The sequence below is a fragment of the Streptosporangium sp. NPDC003464 genome, from assembly GCF_053588315.1.
Genome location: NZ_JBSFPS010000205.1, coordinates 3,968 through 18,849 on the forward strand (window position 1 = coordinate 3,968; position 14,882 = coordinate 18,849).

The following is a 14,882-nucleotide window of genomic DNA, read 5'->3' on the forward strand; positions in this document are numbered from 1 at the left end:
ACGCGGCGCACGGACCTCAGGCTCGGCACGCGGCGCACGGACCTCAGGCTCGGCACGCGGCGCACGGACCTCAGGCTCGGCACGCGGCGCACGGAGCTTGGGGTCGGTGAACTCGCCGCCGGGCTCGTCCTGCTCCTGACGGGGCAGCGGCTTGAGAGGGGCCAGAAAGCCGTCGTTGTCATGGCTGGAAGGCGCCGTGACGGAGGGCAGGGTGAAGGCGCTCACCGTGTCGGACGCCTCCATCCAGTCGGCCGCGTCGGCGTCTTCGGCCGGTGGGTCCGTCACGGGCGCGAAGGCCCCCGCGGGGTCGTAGGCCGAGTCGACGGCTGTGCGGAACAGCGGCGAGGAGACCGCCGCGGGCTCGGAGGGCACCAGGCCCCACGGGTCCTTCGGGTATGGCGAAATGGCGGTGTCGTCCACCGCGTCCGCCGCGCTGCTCCTCATCGCGACGGGAGGATCGTCCTCCTGCTCCTTGATAGCGTCGAGCCAGGCGAGCTGCTCCTCGAGAGACTCTTCACGATCGTGTCTCGCCACCGTGTTCCCCCTCGGGATGGGCATAAAAGGGCAGCAAACGCATAGCAGGTTAACGCCCTGTGTTCTCATCAATGCGGGCAACCACCAAGTTGAGCCCACGGGATAGCTTGGTCACATGCACGCCATCGTGATCGATAAACCTGGTGGACCTGAAGTGCTGACCTGGCGAGAGGTCCCCGATCCCCGCCCCGGACCGGGTGACGTCGTCATCGACGTGGCCGCCTCGGCGGTCAACCGGGCCGATCTGATGCAGCGGATGGGCCTGTACGACCCGCCTCCGGGCGCCTCGCCGTATCCGGGGCTGGAGTGCTCCGGGGTGGTCGCGGAGGTGGGCTCGGACGTGGAGGACTTCAGGCCGGGCGACCGGGTGTGCGCGCTGCTGTCCGGCGGCGGCTATGCGGAGCGGGTCGTGGTGCCCTGGCAGCAGGTCATGCGGGTGCCCGACGGCGTCGACCTGGCCAAGGCGGCGGCCCTGCCCGAGGTGGCGTGCACGGTCTGGTCCAACGTGTTCATGACGGCGCGCCTGAGGAAGGGCGAGACGCTTCTCGTCCACGGCGGCGCCAGCGGGATCGGCACGCTGGCCGTACAGCTCGCCAAGGCGTTCGGCTCGCGGGTGGTCGTCACCGCCGGATCGGCAGACAAGATCGCCCGATGCCTGGAGCTGGGCGCGGACGAGGGGATCAACTACCGCGAGGAGGACTTCGCGGAGCGGGTCCGGGCCGATGTGATCCTCGACATCGTCGGCGCGAAATACCTGCCAGGGAACGTGAAAGCCCTCAAAACGGGCGGCCGTCTGGTCGTGATCGGGATGCAGGGCGGCTCGAAGGGCGAGCTGGACCTGGGTGCGCTCCTCGTGAAACGGGCCTCCGTGCACGGCACCACGCTACGCGCGCGCCCGGTCGACGAGAAGGGGGTCATCGTACGCGGTGTCGTGGACAACGTCTGGCCCCTGGTCGACGCCGGGGCGATCCGGCCCGTGATCCACGCGCGGGTGCCGATGAGCGAGGCCGCCGAGGCCCACAGGATCTTGGAGTCCGGTGACCACATCGGGAAAATCCTGCTAGTAAGTTGAATGCTATGAACGCAGAGGAGAGCACTCCGCACATAGTCGTCATGGGCCCCCAGGGTGTCCAGGCCGAGGAGGACGGCGAGGGACGGTCGGTCGCCGATCTGGTCGAGCAGCCCGCCAAGGTGATGCGGATCGGCAGCATGATCCGCCAGCTCCTCGAGGAGGTCCGGGCAGCTCCGCTGGACGAGGCCAGTCGCAAGCGGCTCAAGGAGATCCACCAGAGCTCCATCAAGGAGCTCGAGGACGGTCTGGCTCCCGAGCTGGTCGACGAGTTGGAGCGCCTGTCACTCCCGTTCACCGAGAACGACAACGGCACCCCGCCGAGCGACGCGGAGCTCCGGGTCGCCCACGCGCAGCTCGTCGGCTGGCTGGAGGGCCTGTTCCACGGGATCCAGACCACGCTTTTCGCCCAGCAGATGGCGGCCCGCGCCCAGCTGGAGAACATGCGCAAGGCGCTGCCCAGCGGCGTCTCCCTCACACAGGAGGGCCACCAGGGCAGCTCCGGCCCCTACCTGTAGAGATCCTCAAGGACCCTGGCGACCCCATCGTCGTTGTTGGCCGCGGTCACGTGATCGACCGCGGCCAGCACCTCGGCGTGGGCGTTGGCGACGGCGTAGGAGGTGCCCGCCCACCGCAGCATCGGCAGGTCGTTGGGCATGTCCCCGAACGCGATCACCTCGGCCGACGTGATCTCCCGGCCCTCGGCCAGGGTGGCCAGCGCCGAGGCCTTCGTCACGCCGTGCGCGCTCATCTCGATCAGGGCGCGGCCGCTGGAGTGGGTGGGCGTGACCAGGTCGCCGACCAGCCCGTAGACCGTCTCCTGGAGGATGTCGGGGTCCATCCGGGGGTGCAGCGCCAGGAGCTTGGCGCACGGCCGCGAGATGAGCGTGGCCGTTCCGACGCGGAGTCCGGCGACCGCCTTACCGTCCCAGCCACCGAGACGGAAGTCCGATTCGTGGGCGAATCCGCCTTCGTATTCCACTGAGAACGCCAGCTCGGGAACCTTTTCGCGGAGCCGTCTCACGACCTCTTCAAGCACATCTGGGGGGATGAGGTGTGATTTGACGATCTGCTCGGTGTGCAGGTCGTAGACAAGGGCACCGTTGGCGCATATGGCCAGCCCTCTATGGCGTACGGCTCCCGCGACCGCGTGCATCCACCGGGGCGGCCGGCCGGTCACGAAGATCAGCGTGGCTCCGGCGCTCTCCACACGGGCGAAGGCGGCCGCGGTACGGGGTGAGACGGTGCCGTCCGAGCGCAGGGCGGTGCCGTCGAGATCAGTGGCGACGAGGCGGGGGCATCCCATAACAGGTTCCAGTCTGCACTGTGATCCCCGGTACGCCAGCCTCGGGGATCCATCTACGAGGAATCTTCCTCATGGCGGGAACACGAGTGCGCCAGATAGTGTTAGATGTGATGGCGTTGTATTAGCTGAATCCCGTTGTGAAAACCAGTTTGACTGAGCCACCCGGGGCTTGCTGTACGACACATGGGGTTCACGAGGTGTGAATCCCAAAGTTTCAAATCCTGAGGGAGAGCTTTAATGGCTCAGGGAACCGTCAAGTGGTTCAACGCTGAAAAGGGCTTCGGCTTCATCGCACCGGACGGCGGTGCACCGGACGTGTTCGTGCACTTCTCCGAGATCCAGGGCAGCGGCTACCGCAGCCTTGAGGACGGTCAGCGTGTCGAGTTCGAGATCACGCAGGGCCAGAAGGGTCCGCAGGCCTCGCAGGTCCGCGCCGTCTGACGCATAGACCTCTGGTAGCGAGGAAGGCGGGGTTCGCTTAACGCGAACCCCGCCTTTCTCGTTCCCGGGCCGCCCCGGGGACCGCCCTCACGGCCTCCCCGCCCCACCCGCCGACCGGCCCTGCGGTTCCCGGCCCGGCCTGCCCCGCCTGTGAACCAGGCTCGTCCCGCCTGTGGACCGCCTCCGTGGCCTCCCCCCGCCCCGCCTCGGGGTCTCACCGGTAGACCAGGCCCGACAGCCGCCAGGCCAGGCCGCGGCGGAAGGCGGGGACACGCGCCAGGGTCCGCAGGACCAGGTTCCGGACCGGCCGCAGACGCTTGTCCACGGTGGCCAGCCGGGTGAGCCGCCCGGCGAAGGCGACGACCTGCTCCGCCACGGGGCGGCGGGCCGCCGCGTAGGCGTCCAGAGCGCCCTGATCGCCCTTCAGAGCGCCGAGGAGCGCCTCGCCGAGGGCGGTGGCGTCCTGGATGCCGGTGTTCATTCCCTGACCCCCTGCGGGGCTGTGGACGTGCGCGGCGTCGCCCGCCAGCACCACCCGCCCGGCGCGGTAGGCGTCGGCCACCCGGTGGTGGACCCGGAACCGCGATCCCCAGACGACCTCGCGCACCACGGCCCGGTCCCGCTCAGGTCCCCGGCTGTCCAGCAGCGCCTGGACGAAGGCCGTGTCGGGCTCGGCCGGCGCCTCGTCCACGGTGGCCACGATCCGGTGGGTGCCGTCGGGCAGCGGGGCCACCACGACCAGCCCGGCGGGCGAGAAGTAGAGGATGACCTCGTCATCGGGCACGCCGCCGGTGAGCCGCACGTCGGCCAGGCTGAACGACTCGGCGTACTGTCCGCCGGTGAAGCCGATGCCCGCCTGTTCGCGGACCGTGCTGTGCATGCCGTCCGCGCCCACCGCGTACTTCGCGGTGACGGTGGCGCCGCCGGCGAAGACCGCGGTCACGGCCTCGCCGTCCTGGGTGAGGCTCTCCAGCGTGTACGGCCTGGCGACCCGGCCGCCCAGCTCGGTGAGGCGCTCCAGCAGGGTCCGCTCGGTCACCGCCTGGGAGACCATCAGCGTGTAGGGGTAGCGCGTCGGGAGCGTGTCGAACCGCACCGGCACGAGGACCCTGTCACGGTCCTTGATCGTGAAGCGGGGGGCCCGGATGCCCTGGGCGGCCAGCCGCCCGGCCACCCCGAGGGGCTCCAGGACTTCGAGCGTCCTGGCGTGGACCACCGCGGCCCGCGAGGTGTTGTCACCGGCCGCCTGGTTGTCGACGACGGTCACGTCGAACCCCTGCCCGGCGAGGGAGACGGCGACGGTGAGGCCGGTCGGGCCTGCGCCGATGACGAGAACGTCCGTGCTGGTGGGGAGCATCTCGACCTCCATGAGTCGATGTCAACGCTTGTTGGTCAACATCCGTTGGCATAACTGTGCGCCCTCCGCGCTGGCTATGTCAACAGTCGTTGGCCTACAGTTGTTGACATGAGGAGAACCTCCGAGGAGACCAAGGCCGCGATCCTGGCCGCGGCACGCGAGCGCTTCGCCGCGGACGGCTACCAGCGGGCCACCATCCGCGCCATCGCCTCGGACGCGGGCATCGACCCGGCCATGGTCATGCGCTACTTCGGCAACAAGGAGAAACTGTTCGCCGCAGCGGCCGACTTTGACCTGAGATTTCCGGATCTGAATGCGATCCCCCGCGAGACCGTGGGGAAGACGCTCATCGCCCACTTCCTGGATCGCTGGGAGGACGACGAGGGCATGCTGATCCTGCTGCGCACCGGCGTCACCAACGAGGCCGTCGCCGCGCGCATGCGCGACATCTTCGCCCTCCAGCTCGGCCCGCTGATCGCCCGCCTCCACGGCGACCCGTCCCAGGCCCCGTCACGGGCGGGGCTCGCCTCCACCCAGGTCCTCGGCATGGCCCTGTGCCGCTACGTGCTCCGCCTGCCACCCGTCGTCGCCATGTCCAGGGACGAGATCGTGGACTGGCTCGGGCCCACCCTCCAGCGCTATCTCCTGGAATAACCGGGATCTCTGGGATCCGGCGGCCGTGCGGGACCCGGCCGCGATGCCCGCGCCGGGCCTCAGGTGGCTGCTCCGGCACCACCCGTCCTGGCCGGCCGGGCGTCCGCGGGGAGCGTGGCCGGAGGTCCGGCGGCCGTGCGGGATCTGGCCGCCGGTCCGGGGGCTGAACGCGCGTGGGCCCCCGCCGGGGTGCGGCGGGGGCCCACGTCGTGGCAGGGGTTACTTGACGGGTTCGAGGACGTCGAGCCCGACGTAGGGGCGCAGGGCCTTGGGGACCACGACGGAGCCGTCGGCCTGCTGGTGGTTCTCCAGGATGGCCACGATCCAGCGGGTGGTGGCCAGGGTGCCGTTCAGCGTGGCCGCGTGCTGGGGCTTGCCGTCCTTGTCGCGGTAGCGCACGGCCAGGCGGCGGGCCTGGAAGTCGGTGCAGTTGGAGGTCGAGGTGAGCTCGCGGTAGCGGCCCTGGGTGGGGACCCACGCCTCGCAGTCGAACTTCCGCGCCGCGCTCGTGCCCAGGTCGCCCGCGGCGGTGTCGATGACGCGGTAGGGCACCTCGATCTTGGCGAGCATCTCCTTCTCCCAGGCGAGCAGGCGCTGGTGCTCCTCGCTCGCGTCTTCGGGACGGCAGTAGGAGAACATCTCGATCTTGTCGAACTGGTGGACGCGGATGATGCCCCGGGTGTCCTTGCCGTAGGAGCCGGCCTCGCGGCGGAAGCACGAGGACCATCCGGCGTAGCGGTAGGGCAGCGCGGCGCCGTCGAGGATCTCGTCGGCGTGGTAGGCCGCCATGGGCACCTCGCTGGTGCCGACCAGGAACAGGTCCTCGTCGGCCAGGTGGTAGACCTCGCTCGCGTGGGCGCCGAGGAAGCCGGTGCCCTGCATCGTCTCGGGCTTGACCAGAACCGGCGGGATCATCGGGACGAAGCCCGCCTCGATCGCCTGCTGCATGGCCATGTTGAGCAGCCCGAGCTGGAGCCGCGCGCCGACGCCCTTGAGGAAGAAGAACCGCGAGCCGGAGACCTTCGCGCCGCGCTCCATGTCGATCGCGCCGAGCAGCTCGCCGAGCTCCAGGTGGTCCTTGGGCTCGAAGTCGAAGGTCGGCTTCTCGCCGATCTCCTCCAGCACCACGTAGTCGTCCTCGCCGCCCGCCGGAGCCCCCTCCTCCACGAGGTTGGGGATCGTGTAGAGCAGGTCGTCGAGCTCCTTGGCCAGCTTCTCGGCCTCGGCCTCGGCCGACTTGACCTGCGCCGCGAGATCCTTGGCCCGGTCGAGGAGGGCGGTCTTCTCCTCGCCGGAGGCGCGGGAGACCGACTTGCCGATGCTCTTCTGCTCGGCGCGCAGCGTCTCGAAGCGACTCAGCGCGCCGCGACGGCGGCCGTCGAGGTCGAGCAGCGTTTCGACGACGGAGTCGTCCTCACCGCGGGCACGCTGCGACGCCCGTAGCCGGTCGGGATCCTCACGAAGGGTACGCAGGTCAATCACAGATCAAGGCTACCGATGCGGAGCCGGCGTTCGCGCCCCATATAGAGCTCGCGTCCATATATCGGGCCCGGCCGGGGCCGTCCGCGGGCGCGGGGACCGCGCCCGCGCCCCTCCGGAGACCCTCCGCGCCACGCCGGACCGCGCGCGGGTCAGACCTGGCCGGTGCGGACCCTGGAGAGCCAGTCCGTGGCCTCGGCGAAGTCACCGTTGGCCGTGCCGGGCTTGACCTGCGGTGAAACGCCGTCGGCACGGGGGTAGCTGCCGAGGAAGCGCACGTCGGCACAGACCCGGTGGAGACCGGAGATCGCCTCGCCGACCCTGGCGTCGGCCACGTGGCCCTCGAAGTCGAAGTGGAAGAAGTAGCGGCCGATGCCGTCGCCGGTGGGCCGCGACTCGATGCGGGTCAGGTTGACGCCGCGCACGGAGAACTCGGTGAGCATCTCCAGCAGTGCGCCCGGGTGGTCGTCGGTGAGGAAGGCCACCAGGCTGGTGCGGTCGGAGCCGGTGGGCTCGGGCGGTGGGCCGGGCCGGGACACCCGGACGAACCGGGTCACGGTGTCGGAGCGGTCGCCGATCCGGGCGGCCAGCTCGACCAGGCCGTAGTGCTCCCCGGCGATGCACGCGGCGATGGCGGCGTCATACGGTGAGCCGGGGAGGGCGACCTCCTGGGCCGCGGCGGCGGTCGAGGGGGCCGCGACGACCACGGCGTCGGGCAGCTCGCGGGCGATGAAGTTGCGGCACTGGGTGATGGCCGCCGGGTGGGTGAAGACCCGCTTGATGCGGCCGACCTCGGTGCCGGGCCGGACCAGGAGCGAGAACTCGACGGGCAGCAGCAGCTCGGCGGTGATGAGCAGTGGCTCTCCCCAGGCGAACTCGTCCAGGGTCGTCGGGATGGCGCCTTCGAGCGAGTTCTCCAGGGGGACGACGGCGCCGTCGGCCTCACCCCGCCGGGCGGCGTCCAGCGCCGCGCTGATGTTGGCGCACGGCAGGCGCTCGGCGTGCGGTGCCAGGATCCGCAGGGCCTCTTCGGTGAAGGTGCCCGCCGGTCCCAGGTAGGCGAGTTTGGGCATGACAACAGGCTATCCGCCGCCTATCCGAAAGTGTGTGTAAACCGCACATCCACGCAGCTCACCTCCGCCCCCGCTCACTCCTCCGCACCCGCTCACGCCCCCCGCTCACGCCGCCGCCGTCCGCCGTACCCGTCCCGCTCACGCCGCCGCCCGTACGCGGCTCACCCCTGGTCAGAAGCCGCCGCCCACACGCGAGGCTCATCCCCCGGCCGGAAGCCGCCGCCCGCACGTGGGGCCCACCCCGGCCGGAAGCCTCCGTCCGCGCGCGGCTCACCCCTGGCCGGAAGCTGTCGCCCGCATGCGGGGCTCACCCCGGCCGAAATAGGGCTCCACCTCGGGGCCGAGGCCGAGCCGCGCCGCGCGCACCGCGTGCTCCTCCTCCGGGGACAGGGGCTGGCGGCCCTTGCCGCCGCGGAGCGGGCGCACGTAGGTGCGGGTCTCCGAGCGGCCGTTGATCGAGGTCAGGACGATCCCGTCGCCGAGCCCGTTCATCAGCGCGACCGAGAAGGACAGCTCCCCGGTCATCTCCTCCAACGCGTCGTAGCGGAAGACCGCCACATCCCTGATCGCCCTGAGGTCTCCGGGACCGCCGGTCCCCTCGACCGCCTGTCTGGCGAGGATCCGGTCGCAGTCCTTCGCCGCGCCGCGCGCCTGCCGCAGCGCCAGAGAGCCGATCAGGACGCCGACGACCCCGGCCGCGGCCCCCGCGGCGATCCACATGGTAACCAACACGGCACACAGAGTAATCGCCAGGTCACTGAACTGTCCGGAAAACCTCTCTCCGCCTCGGCAGCCAGACCCCGAGCAGCCAGACCAGGGCCAGCGCGCCCAGCCCGAACCCGTTCTGAACGATCTTTCCCAGCACCGGGCTGAGCACCGGGACCTCCGCTGCCTTGATCGCCACCCCCCACCAGGGGATCGGCAGCACGTAGTAGAGCCAGACCCCGGCGGCCACCCGGACCCGCACCGGGTCACGCCCGTCGCCGGCCAGCGCGCCGAGGACCACGACCACCCAGGCCAGGTGGTGGATCCAGGCCACCGGCGACAGCAGCACGGCCATCAGGCCGACGAGCGCGGCCCCGGCCGCGGCGTGCCCGTCGAGCAGCGCCCGGCGCGCGTGGCGGAAGCCGTACCAGCCGACCACCGCGACCAGCGCCAGCCAGATCAGGCTGGTCAGCCAGTCGGGCAGGTAGAGCCGGATGAGCATGCCGCGCATCGACTGGTTGGTGGTGGCCGCGTTGGCGCCGAGCCGTTCGGGGTCGAGCAGCGCGTGGAACCAGAAGTCGGCGGCGTCGGCGGGGATCACCAGGAAGGGCAGCAGGGTCAGCAGCGCCGCGGTGAAGGCGGCCATGAAGAAGGTCCTGCGCTGCTCCGGCCGCGCGTCCGGGCCGAAACCGGTGATGAGCAGGTAGATCAGGAAGACGCCGGGGGTGAGCTTGACGGCGGTGGCCAGGCCGATCAGCATGCCGCGCGGCCACACGGGGCGCCGGGCAAGGCAGTCGGCCAGGCAGAGCGCGACCAGCAGGATGTCCACCTGGCCGAAACGGACCTGGTCCCTGACCGGCATCAGGTAGGTGCAGGCGACCATCAGCAGCGCGAAGGCCATCGGCAGGCCGATGCCGCCGGCCCGGCCCGGCATGTCCCGTCCCCGCGCCGCCCACCGGCCCGGCACGGCGCGGGCCAGCACGTCCCGGTACGGCACGGCGGGGCCCAGCAGGGCACGGAAGCCGTGTCCGACGCTGACCGCCAGCGTCACGAAGACCAGGGCCGTCCACGTCCACTGCGCCGCCGGCCAGGCCATCGCGGCCAGCGGCGTGGCCAGCAGCGCCGCGATCGGCGGGTAGGTGAACGGCAGGAGCTGCGGCGCGGGCGTCACGAAGTCGTAGACCGGCCGCCCCTCCAGGATCGCCTGTCCACCGGTACGGTACACATCCAGGTCGACCAGGCGCTGGTCGTCGACGTTGCCGAGCCACTGGAGCACCAGCGGGGCCACGGCCACCGCGATGAGCAGCAGTGCGAGCGGCCACATCCACGGTGGCCGTCTGGTCCTGGTCGCCTCGCCGGTCGTCACGACCAGGCAGGTTACCGTGGGCCTGAGGGAAAAGGGCCGCCAACGGGACGGATACGGGGGAACCGGATGGGTTCAGCGCACGAGGGCGGGACACGGCTCACCGGCCGGCGCCCCGCCGCCCTCCGCGCGGCCTGCGCGCTCCTGGCCGCCGTGCTCCTGGCCCTGTGCGGGGCCGGCACGGCCGCCGCCTCGGCCCGCTCGCTGCCCGCCAGGGTCGTGGTGATCGGGGTGGCGGGGCTGCAGTGGAGCGATCTGGACCAGGCGCGGACGCCGAACCTGTGGAAGCTCGTGGAGCAGGGCGGGGCAGCGTCGCTGTCGACCCGGGCGGTGCCGCTGCCCGGACGGGGTGTCACCTGCCCGGTCGCGGGCTGGCTGACCGTCTCGGCGGGGCAGCGGGCGGGCGCCCCGGGCACGGACTGCGGGCCGCCGCCGGCGCCGGTCCCGGCGCCGGACGGCGGGGCGAGCGTGCCGGGCTGGCCTGAGCTGGTCACCTACAACACCGAGGAGACCTCCTACCGGCCGGTGCTCGGGCAGCTCGGGCAGCTCGTGGCGGACGCCGGGGGGAAGGTGGCCGCGGTCGGGCCGGGGGCCGCGCTGGGCGCCGCAGACAGGTCAGGAAAAGTCGGTAAATATGCGGCGACCGTCGAGGAGCTCGGCGATCTGGCGCCATACCGGCTGGTCGTGGTGGAGGCCGCCGACCTCGCATCCGCCCTCACCCCGGTGACCGGGCAGGCCAGGCAGGCGGCGGCGGCCGGCGCCGACCGCCGGGTGGGCGCGGTCCTCGACCGGCTCCCGCCGGGGACCACGGTCCTGCTCGGCGGCCTGTCCGACACCTCGGCCGCGCCCCACCTGCACGTGGCGATCGCCCACGGCCCGTCCCCCGACGGCGCGCCGTACCCGCACGGCTACCTGACCACCACCTCCACCCGCCAGGACGGGCTGGTCACCAACACCGACCTGACCGCCACCGCGATCGGCCTGCTCGGCCTGGCGGCCCCGAACGGCGTCGTGGGCCACGTCTGGCAGAGCGCCGGGCCGAGCGGGGAGCCGGCCGCCGCCACGGTCCGGAACCTGGCCGGCGAGGACCTGGCCAGCCAGGTGCTGCGTGAGGTGCGGGGGCCGTTCTTCGCGGTGTTCGTGGCCGTGCAGATCCTGTTCTACCTGCTGGCGGCCGTCGCGATCCGGCGGGGCTGGGGCGGCTCGCGGGCGCTGACCGCCGCGCGGGCCGTCGCCGTGGTCAGCGGCGCGATCGCGGTCGCCACCTTCCTCGCCCAGCTCGTGCCCTGGTGGACGTTCCCGGCCCCGATGGCCGCGGTGATCCTGACCATCGCCGGCATCGCCTGCGCGATCGCCGGGATCGCCTCCGCCGGGCCGTGGCGGGCCCACGTGCTCGGCCCGCTGACCGTGGTCGCCGGCATCACCTCGCTGGCCCTGCTGGCCGACGTGATGACCGGCTCCAGGCTCCAGGTGAACGCGGTGACCGGCTACGAGCCCGTCACCGGCGGCCGCTTCTACGGCTTCAGCAACATCGCCTTCGCCGTCTACTCCGCCGGGACGATCCTGGCCATGGCCGGGGTCGCCCAGTGGCTGATCTCCCGCGGCCGGCGCACGCTCGCGATGGTGATCTGCGCGGCCTACGGCCTGTTCGCGGTGTTCGCCGACGGATGGCCCGCCTGGGGCGCCGACTTCGGCGGGGTCCCGGCGTTCCTGGTCGGGGTGGCCGTCTTCCTGATCCTGCTGTCCGGCAGCCGGGTCTCGCCGGTCAAACTCGGCCTGGTCGGTCTGGCGGGCGTCCTGCTCATCGGGGTGATCGCGGTGGCCGACTGGCTCAAGCCGCCCGCCCGCCGCACCCACCTGGGCTCCTTCGTCCAGCAGGTGCTGGACGGCGAGGCCTGGACCGTGGTCGGCCGCAAGCTCGGCGCGATGGTCGGGGTCACGGTCGGCAACTGGTCGCTGACCCTGCTCTCCCTGGTCGCGCTGGCCTTCCTCTTCCTGGTGCTGGACCGGCCCTCCCGGTGGGGCGCCTCCGCGCTGGGCCGGGCCTACCTGCTCGCGCCGGCGCTGCGCGCCGGGCTGATCGGCGCGCTGGCCTGCGCGCTGATCGGGTTCCTGATGAACGACTCGGGCATCGCGATCCCGGCGATGGCGCTCACGGTCGCGGTGCCGCTGACGCTGGCCGCCTGCGTGCGCGCGCTCCAGCTCTCGCCGCCCACCACAGCAGAGCGAGCGTCAGCGCCAGCAGGGACCACGGCACCACCCGCTCCCTGACGAGGGTCTTCAGCCAGAGCAGGTCCTCCGGGCGCATCGCCTCCCTCGCCGGCAGGTAGCCCAGGGAGAGGATCGTCACCCGGGCCACCATGAAGCCCTCCAGCGCGGGCCAGGAGGCCATGGCCAGCAGCGCGAAGGCCAGCCCGTCGTACCAGGGCAGCGCGTACGGCGCGGCGAACAGCCAGGCGACCACCATCACCGCGGCGACCGCCGGGGCCGTGTGGTGGGGCGCGGCCCGCAGCAGCAGCCAGGCGAGCACGGCCAGCAGGAGCAGGGAGCCGGCCTGGATCCAGGCCGTGTAGGCGCCGGGCCCGGACAGCGCCTGGAGCCCGAGCTTGACGAGCTGCCACGGCGTGCCGAGCGAGACCTTCTTGCTGGCCGCGCCGAGCTGGTCGAGGACGTGCGGCCCGGCGACGCCGTAGACGGCCAGCACGGTGGCCGTCGCGGTGCCCGCCACGACGGCGAGCCTGCCGGGCGAGCGGCGCAGCTCCCACGCCGGGCCGAGCGCGACCAGCCCGGCGTTGAGCTTGACCCCGATCCCCACCCCGAGCAGCAGCCCGGAGCCCACGCCGCGGGCCATGAGCGCCGCGACCATGCAGGCGACGGCCAGGGTGTCGACGTGCATCCCGGCGGCCAGGTGGTAGAGCAGCAGGGGGTTGGCCGCCCACAGCAGAGCCGCCCGCCGCTGCAGGTCCGCGTCCGCCCTGGTGAAGCGGTGCAGCAGCAGCGCGGTGCCGATGAACGCCGCCGCGTTGAAGGCCGCCATCACGGAGACCGTCAGCCTGACCGAGTCGCCTCCGGCGAGACTGGCCAGCGCCTGCACGGCGGTCGCCACCGGACCGTAGACGCTCGTCACACCGGCCCACTCCTCCACCGCTCCGGTGACGGGGTCGCCGGGCAGGGCGGCGGGGGTGACGGCGTAGGGATCGTGGCCGAGCGTGACCAGCCGGCCGTAGGCGGCGTAGTTGAGGTGGTCGGCCGAGCCCGACGGCGGCAGGAAGGCCGCCAGCGCCGCCGCCGCGCAACCGGCCGCGAGCAGCCACCGCGGATCCGGCCCCCACCGGGACCGCAGGGCGGCGGCGAGCCCGAGCCCGCCCAGCACGATCGCCCCCGCCGCCATCGCGATCACCAAATGGCCGTCGGGGCGCAGGTTCAGGGAGTAAGGGGGCTGCCAGGGCGGGCCGGGCAGACCGGGCACCATGGCCGAGGGGCCCAGCAGCCCGATCAGGAGCGTCAGCGCGGCCGACAGCCCGACGGCCGCGTACGCGGCGGCGTCGAGCCCCCGCGGCGCGCCGGACGCGGGAACCCGTCTCTCATCGACATCCGACGGAACCCGAGTCACCCGCAAATTCCAGCACATCCCGCGCAGTGCCCGGAGCGGGCCGGCCGTGGCAGCGGCTGCGCCCGCGGACCGGCGGGGCCCGGGCGGCCTCCCGCGGGTGGGCGCGCCCGCGGACGGGCCGGCCGTGGACGGGCCGGCCGTGGAGACGCGTCTACCTACGGGCCAGCAGGGCCCGGGCGACGTCGCGGAACTGCCTGGCCCGGTGGAGCTGGGCCTTCCAGTCGGTGCCGGTGGCCCGGTGGCTCATCTCCACCTCGACCTCCCGCACGCGGAACCCCCTGCGGAGCAGGTCGATCGTCAGAGCGGTCTCCACACCGAAGCCGTGGGCCAGCGGCCGGGCGGCCTCGAACGCGGCCCTGGTCAGGCAGCGCTGGCCGTTGAGCGGCTGGGTGGGCGTCCAGCCGGTGGCGCGCTCGATGCCCTGGCGTGCGAGCCGCACCACGAACCCGTGACCGCCCAGCTTCACGCGGGTGGCGAACACGGCGATGGTCATGTCCGCCTCACCCGTCATGACCGGCTTGATCAGGGGCGCGGCCGCGTGCGCGCTCTCGCCCAGGTCGGCGTCGAGGAACAGCAGGTGGCGGGGCTCCTCCCCGTCGAACAGGCGCACGGCCTCCGCCCCGCTCTCCATGGCGGCGGCCTTGCCCCGGTTGCGGCTGTGCCGCACGACACGGGCGCCGGCGGCCTTCGCCACCCGGCCCGTCTGGTCCGTCGATCCGTCGTCCACGACCATGACGAGGTCCACACCGGACAGCGCCAGGGCCGCGGTCACGGTGGCGCCGATCCGGTCGGCCTCGTCCTTGGCCGGGATGATCACCGCTGTGCCGGTCATCCCTTGGGCTTGGCCGTCAGCAGCTTCCCGGGCACCGCCTCGTGCACGGTGAACACCGAGTCGAGCCCGGTGACCTGCAGGATCTTGCGTACGGCGGGCCGCGGTGCCGCCAGCTCCAGGGTGCCGCCACGCTCCTTCAGCCGCTTGAGCGCCGAGAGCAGCACGTTCATGCCGGTGGAGTCGCAGAACTCCACTCCGGACATGTCGATGACCACGTAGGTGGTCGGGCTCTCCTGGAGCAGCCGAGTGAACTCGGACTGCAGACCAGGAGCGGTATATAGGTCGATTTCGCCGGTAACGGCCATGACGGTGTGACCGACATGAGATCGAGTTGAGACTTTTAGCTCCACAGCGGGCACACTAGCGGCGCGGAGGCCGCTGGTCACGTTCTCTCGACTAACCCGAGTCGTCGGCCCTTTGTCCCCCGTTTCGCCCTCATGGAAACCGCGAGTGCGC

Annotated in this window: 15 protein-coding genes; 5 read left to right on the forward strand and 10 right to left on the reverse strand. The window is 72.1% G+C overall.

Annotated features, from left to right (window positions below; all coding sequences use genetic code 11):
- Positions 1-534 (reverse strand): hypothetical protein (locus tag ACWDS7_RS34310; protein WP_451932636.1); only part of this gene is annotated, 534 nt, incomplete at its 3' end.
- A gap of 115 nt (positions 535-649) precedes the next feature.
- Between ACWDS7_RS34310 and ACWDS7_RS34315 the strand changes: the two genes are divergently transcribed.
- Both ACWDS7_RS34315 and ACWDS7_RS34320 read left to right on the forward strand, forming a co-directional pair.
- Entirely contained in the window at positions 650-1,606 is a 957-nt protein-coding gene (locus tag ACWDS7_RS34315; RefSeq protein ID WP_451932637.1) for an NAD(P)H-quinone oxidoreductase, read from the forward strand.
- A gap of 5 nt (positions 1,607-1,611) precedes the next feature.
- On the forward strand, positions 1,612-2,121 hold the full coding sequence (locus tag ACWDS7_RS34320; protein WP_451932638.1) for a bacterial proteasome activator family protein: 510 nt from the start codon (positions 1,612-1,614) through the stop codon (positions 2,119-2,121).
- Here the strand turns inward: ACWDS7_RS34320 and ACWDS7_RS34325 are convergent.
- Complete coding sequence (locus ACWDS7_RS34325; protein ID WP_306861867.1) at positions 2,112-2,909, reverse strand: HAD family hydrolase; 798 nt, start codon at positions 2,907-2,909, stop codon at positions 2,112-2,114. The genes ACWDS7_RS34320 and ACWDS7_RS34325 overlap by 10 nt on opposite strands.
- 237 nt (positions 2,910-3,146) lie before the next feature.
- On the opposite strand from ACWDS7_RS34325, the gene ACWDS7_RS34330 reads away from it, so the two are divergent.
- On the forward strand, positions 3,147-3,350 hold the full coding sequence (locus ACWDS7_RS34330) for a cold-shock protein (protein ID WP_179821289.1): 204 nt from the start codon (positions 3,147-3,149) through the stop codon (positions 3,348-3,350).
- A gap of 214 nt (positions 3,351-3,564) precedes the next feature.
- On the opposite strand, the gene ACWDS7_RS34335 is transcribed toward ACWDS7_RS34330, so the two are convergent.
- Complete coding sequence (locus tag ACWDS7_RS34335; protein ID WP_451932639.1) at positions 3,565-4,719, reverse strand: FAD-dependent oxidoreductase; 1,155 nt, start codon at positions 4,717-4,719, stop codon at positions 3,565-3,567.
- Between the two features lie 96 nt (positions 4,720-4,815).
- Between ACWDS7_RS34335 and ACWDS7_RS34340 the strand changes: the two genes are divergently transcribed.
- A complete protein-coding gene (locus ACWDS7_RS34340; protein WP_451932640.1) occupies positions 4,816-5,361 on the forward strand; it encodes a TetR/AcrR family transcriptional regulator in 546 nt (181 codons plus the stop codon).
- A 219-nt stretch (positions 5,362-5,580) separates the two neighbouring features.
- Here the strand turns inward: ACWDS7_RS34340 and serS are convergent, their stop codons facing one another.
- The 4 genes from serS to ACWDS7_RS34360 all read right to left on the reverse strand — a co-directional run bounded on the left by serS (position 5,581) and on the right by ACWDS7_RS34360 (position 9,984).
- The gene (gene serS / locus ACWDS7_RS34345; protein ID WP_306861860.1) at positions 5,581-6,843 is read right to left on the reverse strand and encodes a serine--tRNA ligase; all 1,263 of its coding nucleotides are present in this window, start codon (positions 6,841-6,843) and stop codon (positions 5,581-5,583) included.
- A 149-nt stretch (positions 6,844-6,992) separates the two neighbouring features.
- A complete protein-coding gene (pheA, locus tag ACWDS7_RS34350; protein ID WP_451932641.1) occupies positions 6,993-7,913 on the reverse strand; it encodes a prephenate dehydratase in 921 nt (306 codons plus the stop codon).
- A gap of 270 nt (positions 7,914-8,183) precedes the next feature.
- A complete protein-coding gene (locus tag ACWDS7_RS34355) occupies positions 8,184-8,645 on the reverse strand; it encodes a DUF4446 family protein (protein WP_451932642.1) in 462 nt (153 codons plus the stop codon).
- 22 nt (positions 8,646-8,667) lie between these two features.
- Positions 8,668-9,984 carry a glycosyltransferase 87 family protein gene (locus tag ACWDS7_RS34360; protein ID WP_451932643.1) on the reverse strand — a complete coding sequence of 439 codons (1,317 nt, stop codon included), beginning with the start codon at positions 9,982-9,984 and terminating at the stop codon, positions 8,668-8,670.
- Between the two features lie 66 nt (positions 9,985-10,050).
- On the opposite strand from ACWDS7_RS34360, the gene ACWDS7_RS34365 reads away from it, so the two are divergent.
- Positions 10,051-12,252, forward strand: coding sequence for a hypothetical protein (locus ACWDS7_RS34365; protein WP_451932644.1), 2,202 nt, complete (start codon positions 10,051-10,053; stop codon positions 12,250-12,252).
- Here the strand turns inward: ACWDS7_RS34365 and ACWDS7_RS34370 are convergent.
- From ACWDS7_RS34370 to ACWDS7_RS34380, 3 genes are all read right to left on the reverse strand, one after another.
- Positions 12,134-13,594, reverse strand: a complete 1,461-nt coding sequence (locus tag ACWDS7_RS34370) for a polyprenol phosphomannose-dependent alpha 1,6 mannosyltransferase MptB (RefSeq protein ID WP_451932645.1) — start codon at positions 13,592-13,594, stop codon at positions 12,134-12,136. The two genes, ACWDS7_RS34365 and ACWDS7_RS34370, sit on opposite strands and share 119 nt — an antisense overlap.
- 151 nt (positions 13,595-13,745) lie before the next feature.
- Positions 13,746-14,426 (reverse strand): glycosyltransferase family 2 protein, encoded by a 681-nt coding sequence (locus ACWDS7_RS34375; protein ID WP_306861848.1) that lies wholly within the window; start codon positions 14,424-14,426, stop codon positions 13,746-13,748.
- Entirely contained in the window at positions 14,423-14,776 is a 354-nt protein-coding gene (locus ACWDS7_RS34380) for an STAS domain-containing protein (RefSeq protein ID WP_306861846.1), read from the reverse strand. The genes ACWDS7_RS34375 and ACWDS7_RS34380 overlap by 4 nt, the downstream gene beginning before the upstream one ends.
- Positions 14,777-14,882: the final 106 nt, after the last annotated feature.

Bases quoted from the DNA above. Each gene is read 5' to 3' on its own strand.
- ACWDS7_RS34335 (WP_451932639.1), bottom strand. From the start codon at position 4,719: ATGGAGGTCGAGATGCTCCCCACCAGCACGGACGTTCTCGTCATCGGC.
- ACWDS7_RS34320 (WP_451932638.1), top strand. From the start codon at position 1,612: ATGAACGCAGAGGAGAGCACTCCGCACATAGTCGTCATGGGCCCCCAG.
- ACWDS7_RS34375 (WP_306861848.1), bottom strand. From the start codon at position 14,426: ATGACCGGCACAGCGGTGATCATCCCGGCCAAGGACGAGGCCGACCGG.
- ACWDS7_RS34325 (WP_306861867.1), bottom strand. From the start codon at position 2,909: ATGGGATGCCCCCGCCTCGTCGCCACTGATCTCGACGGCACCGCCCTG.
- ACWDS7_RS34330 (WP_179821289.1), top strand. From the start codon at position 3,147: ATGGCTCAGGGAACCGTCAAGTGGTTCAACGCTGAAAAGGGCTTCGGC.
- ACWDS7_RS34340 (WP_451932640.1), top strand. From the start codon at position 4,816: ATGAGGAGAACCTCCGAGGAGACCAAGGCCGCGATCCTGGCCGCGGCA.
- pheA (WP_451932641.1), bottom strand. From the start codon at position 7,913: ATGCCCAAACTCGCCTACCTGGGACCGGCGGGCACCTTCACCGAAGAG.
- ACWDS7_RS34315 (WP_451932637.1), top strand. From the start codon at position 650: ATGCACGCCATCGTGATCGATAAACCTGGTGGACCTGAAGTGCTGACC.
- ACWDS7_RS34365 (WP_451932644.1), top strand. From the start codon at position 10,051: ATGGGTTCAGCGCACGAGGGCGGGACACGGCTCACCGGCCGGCGCCCC.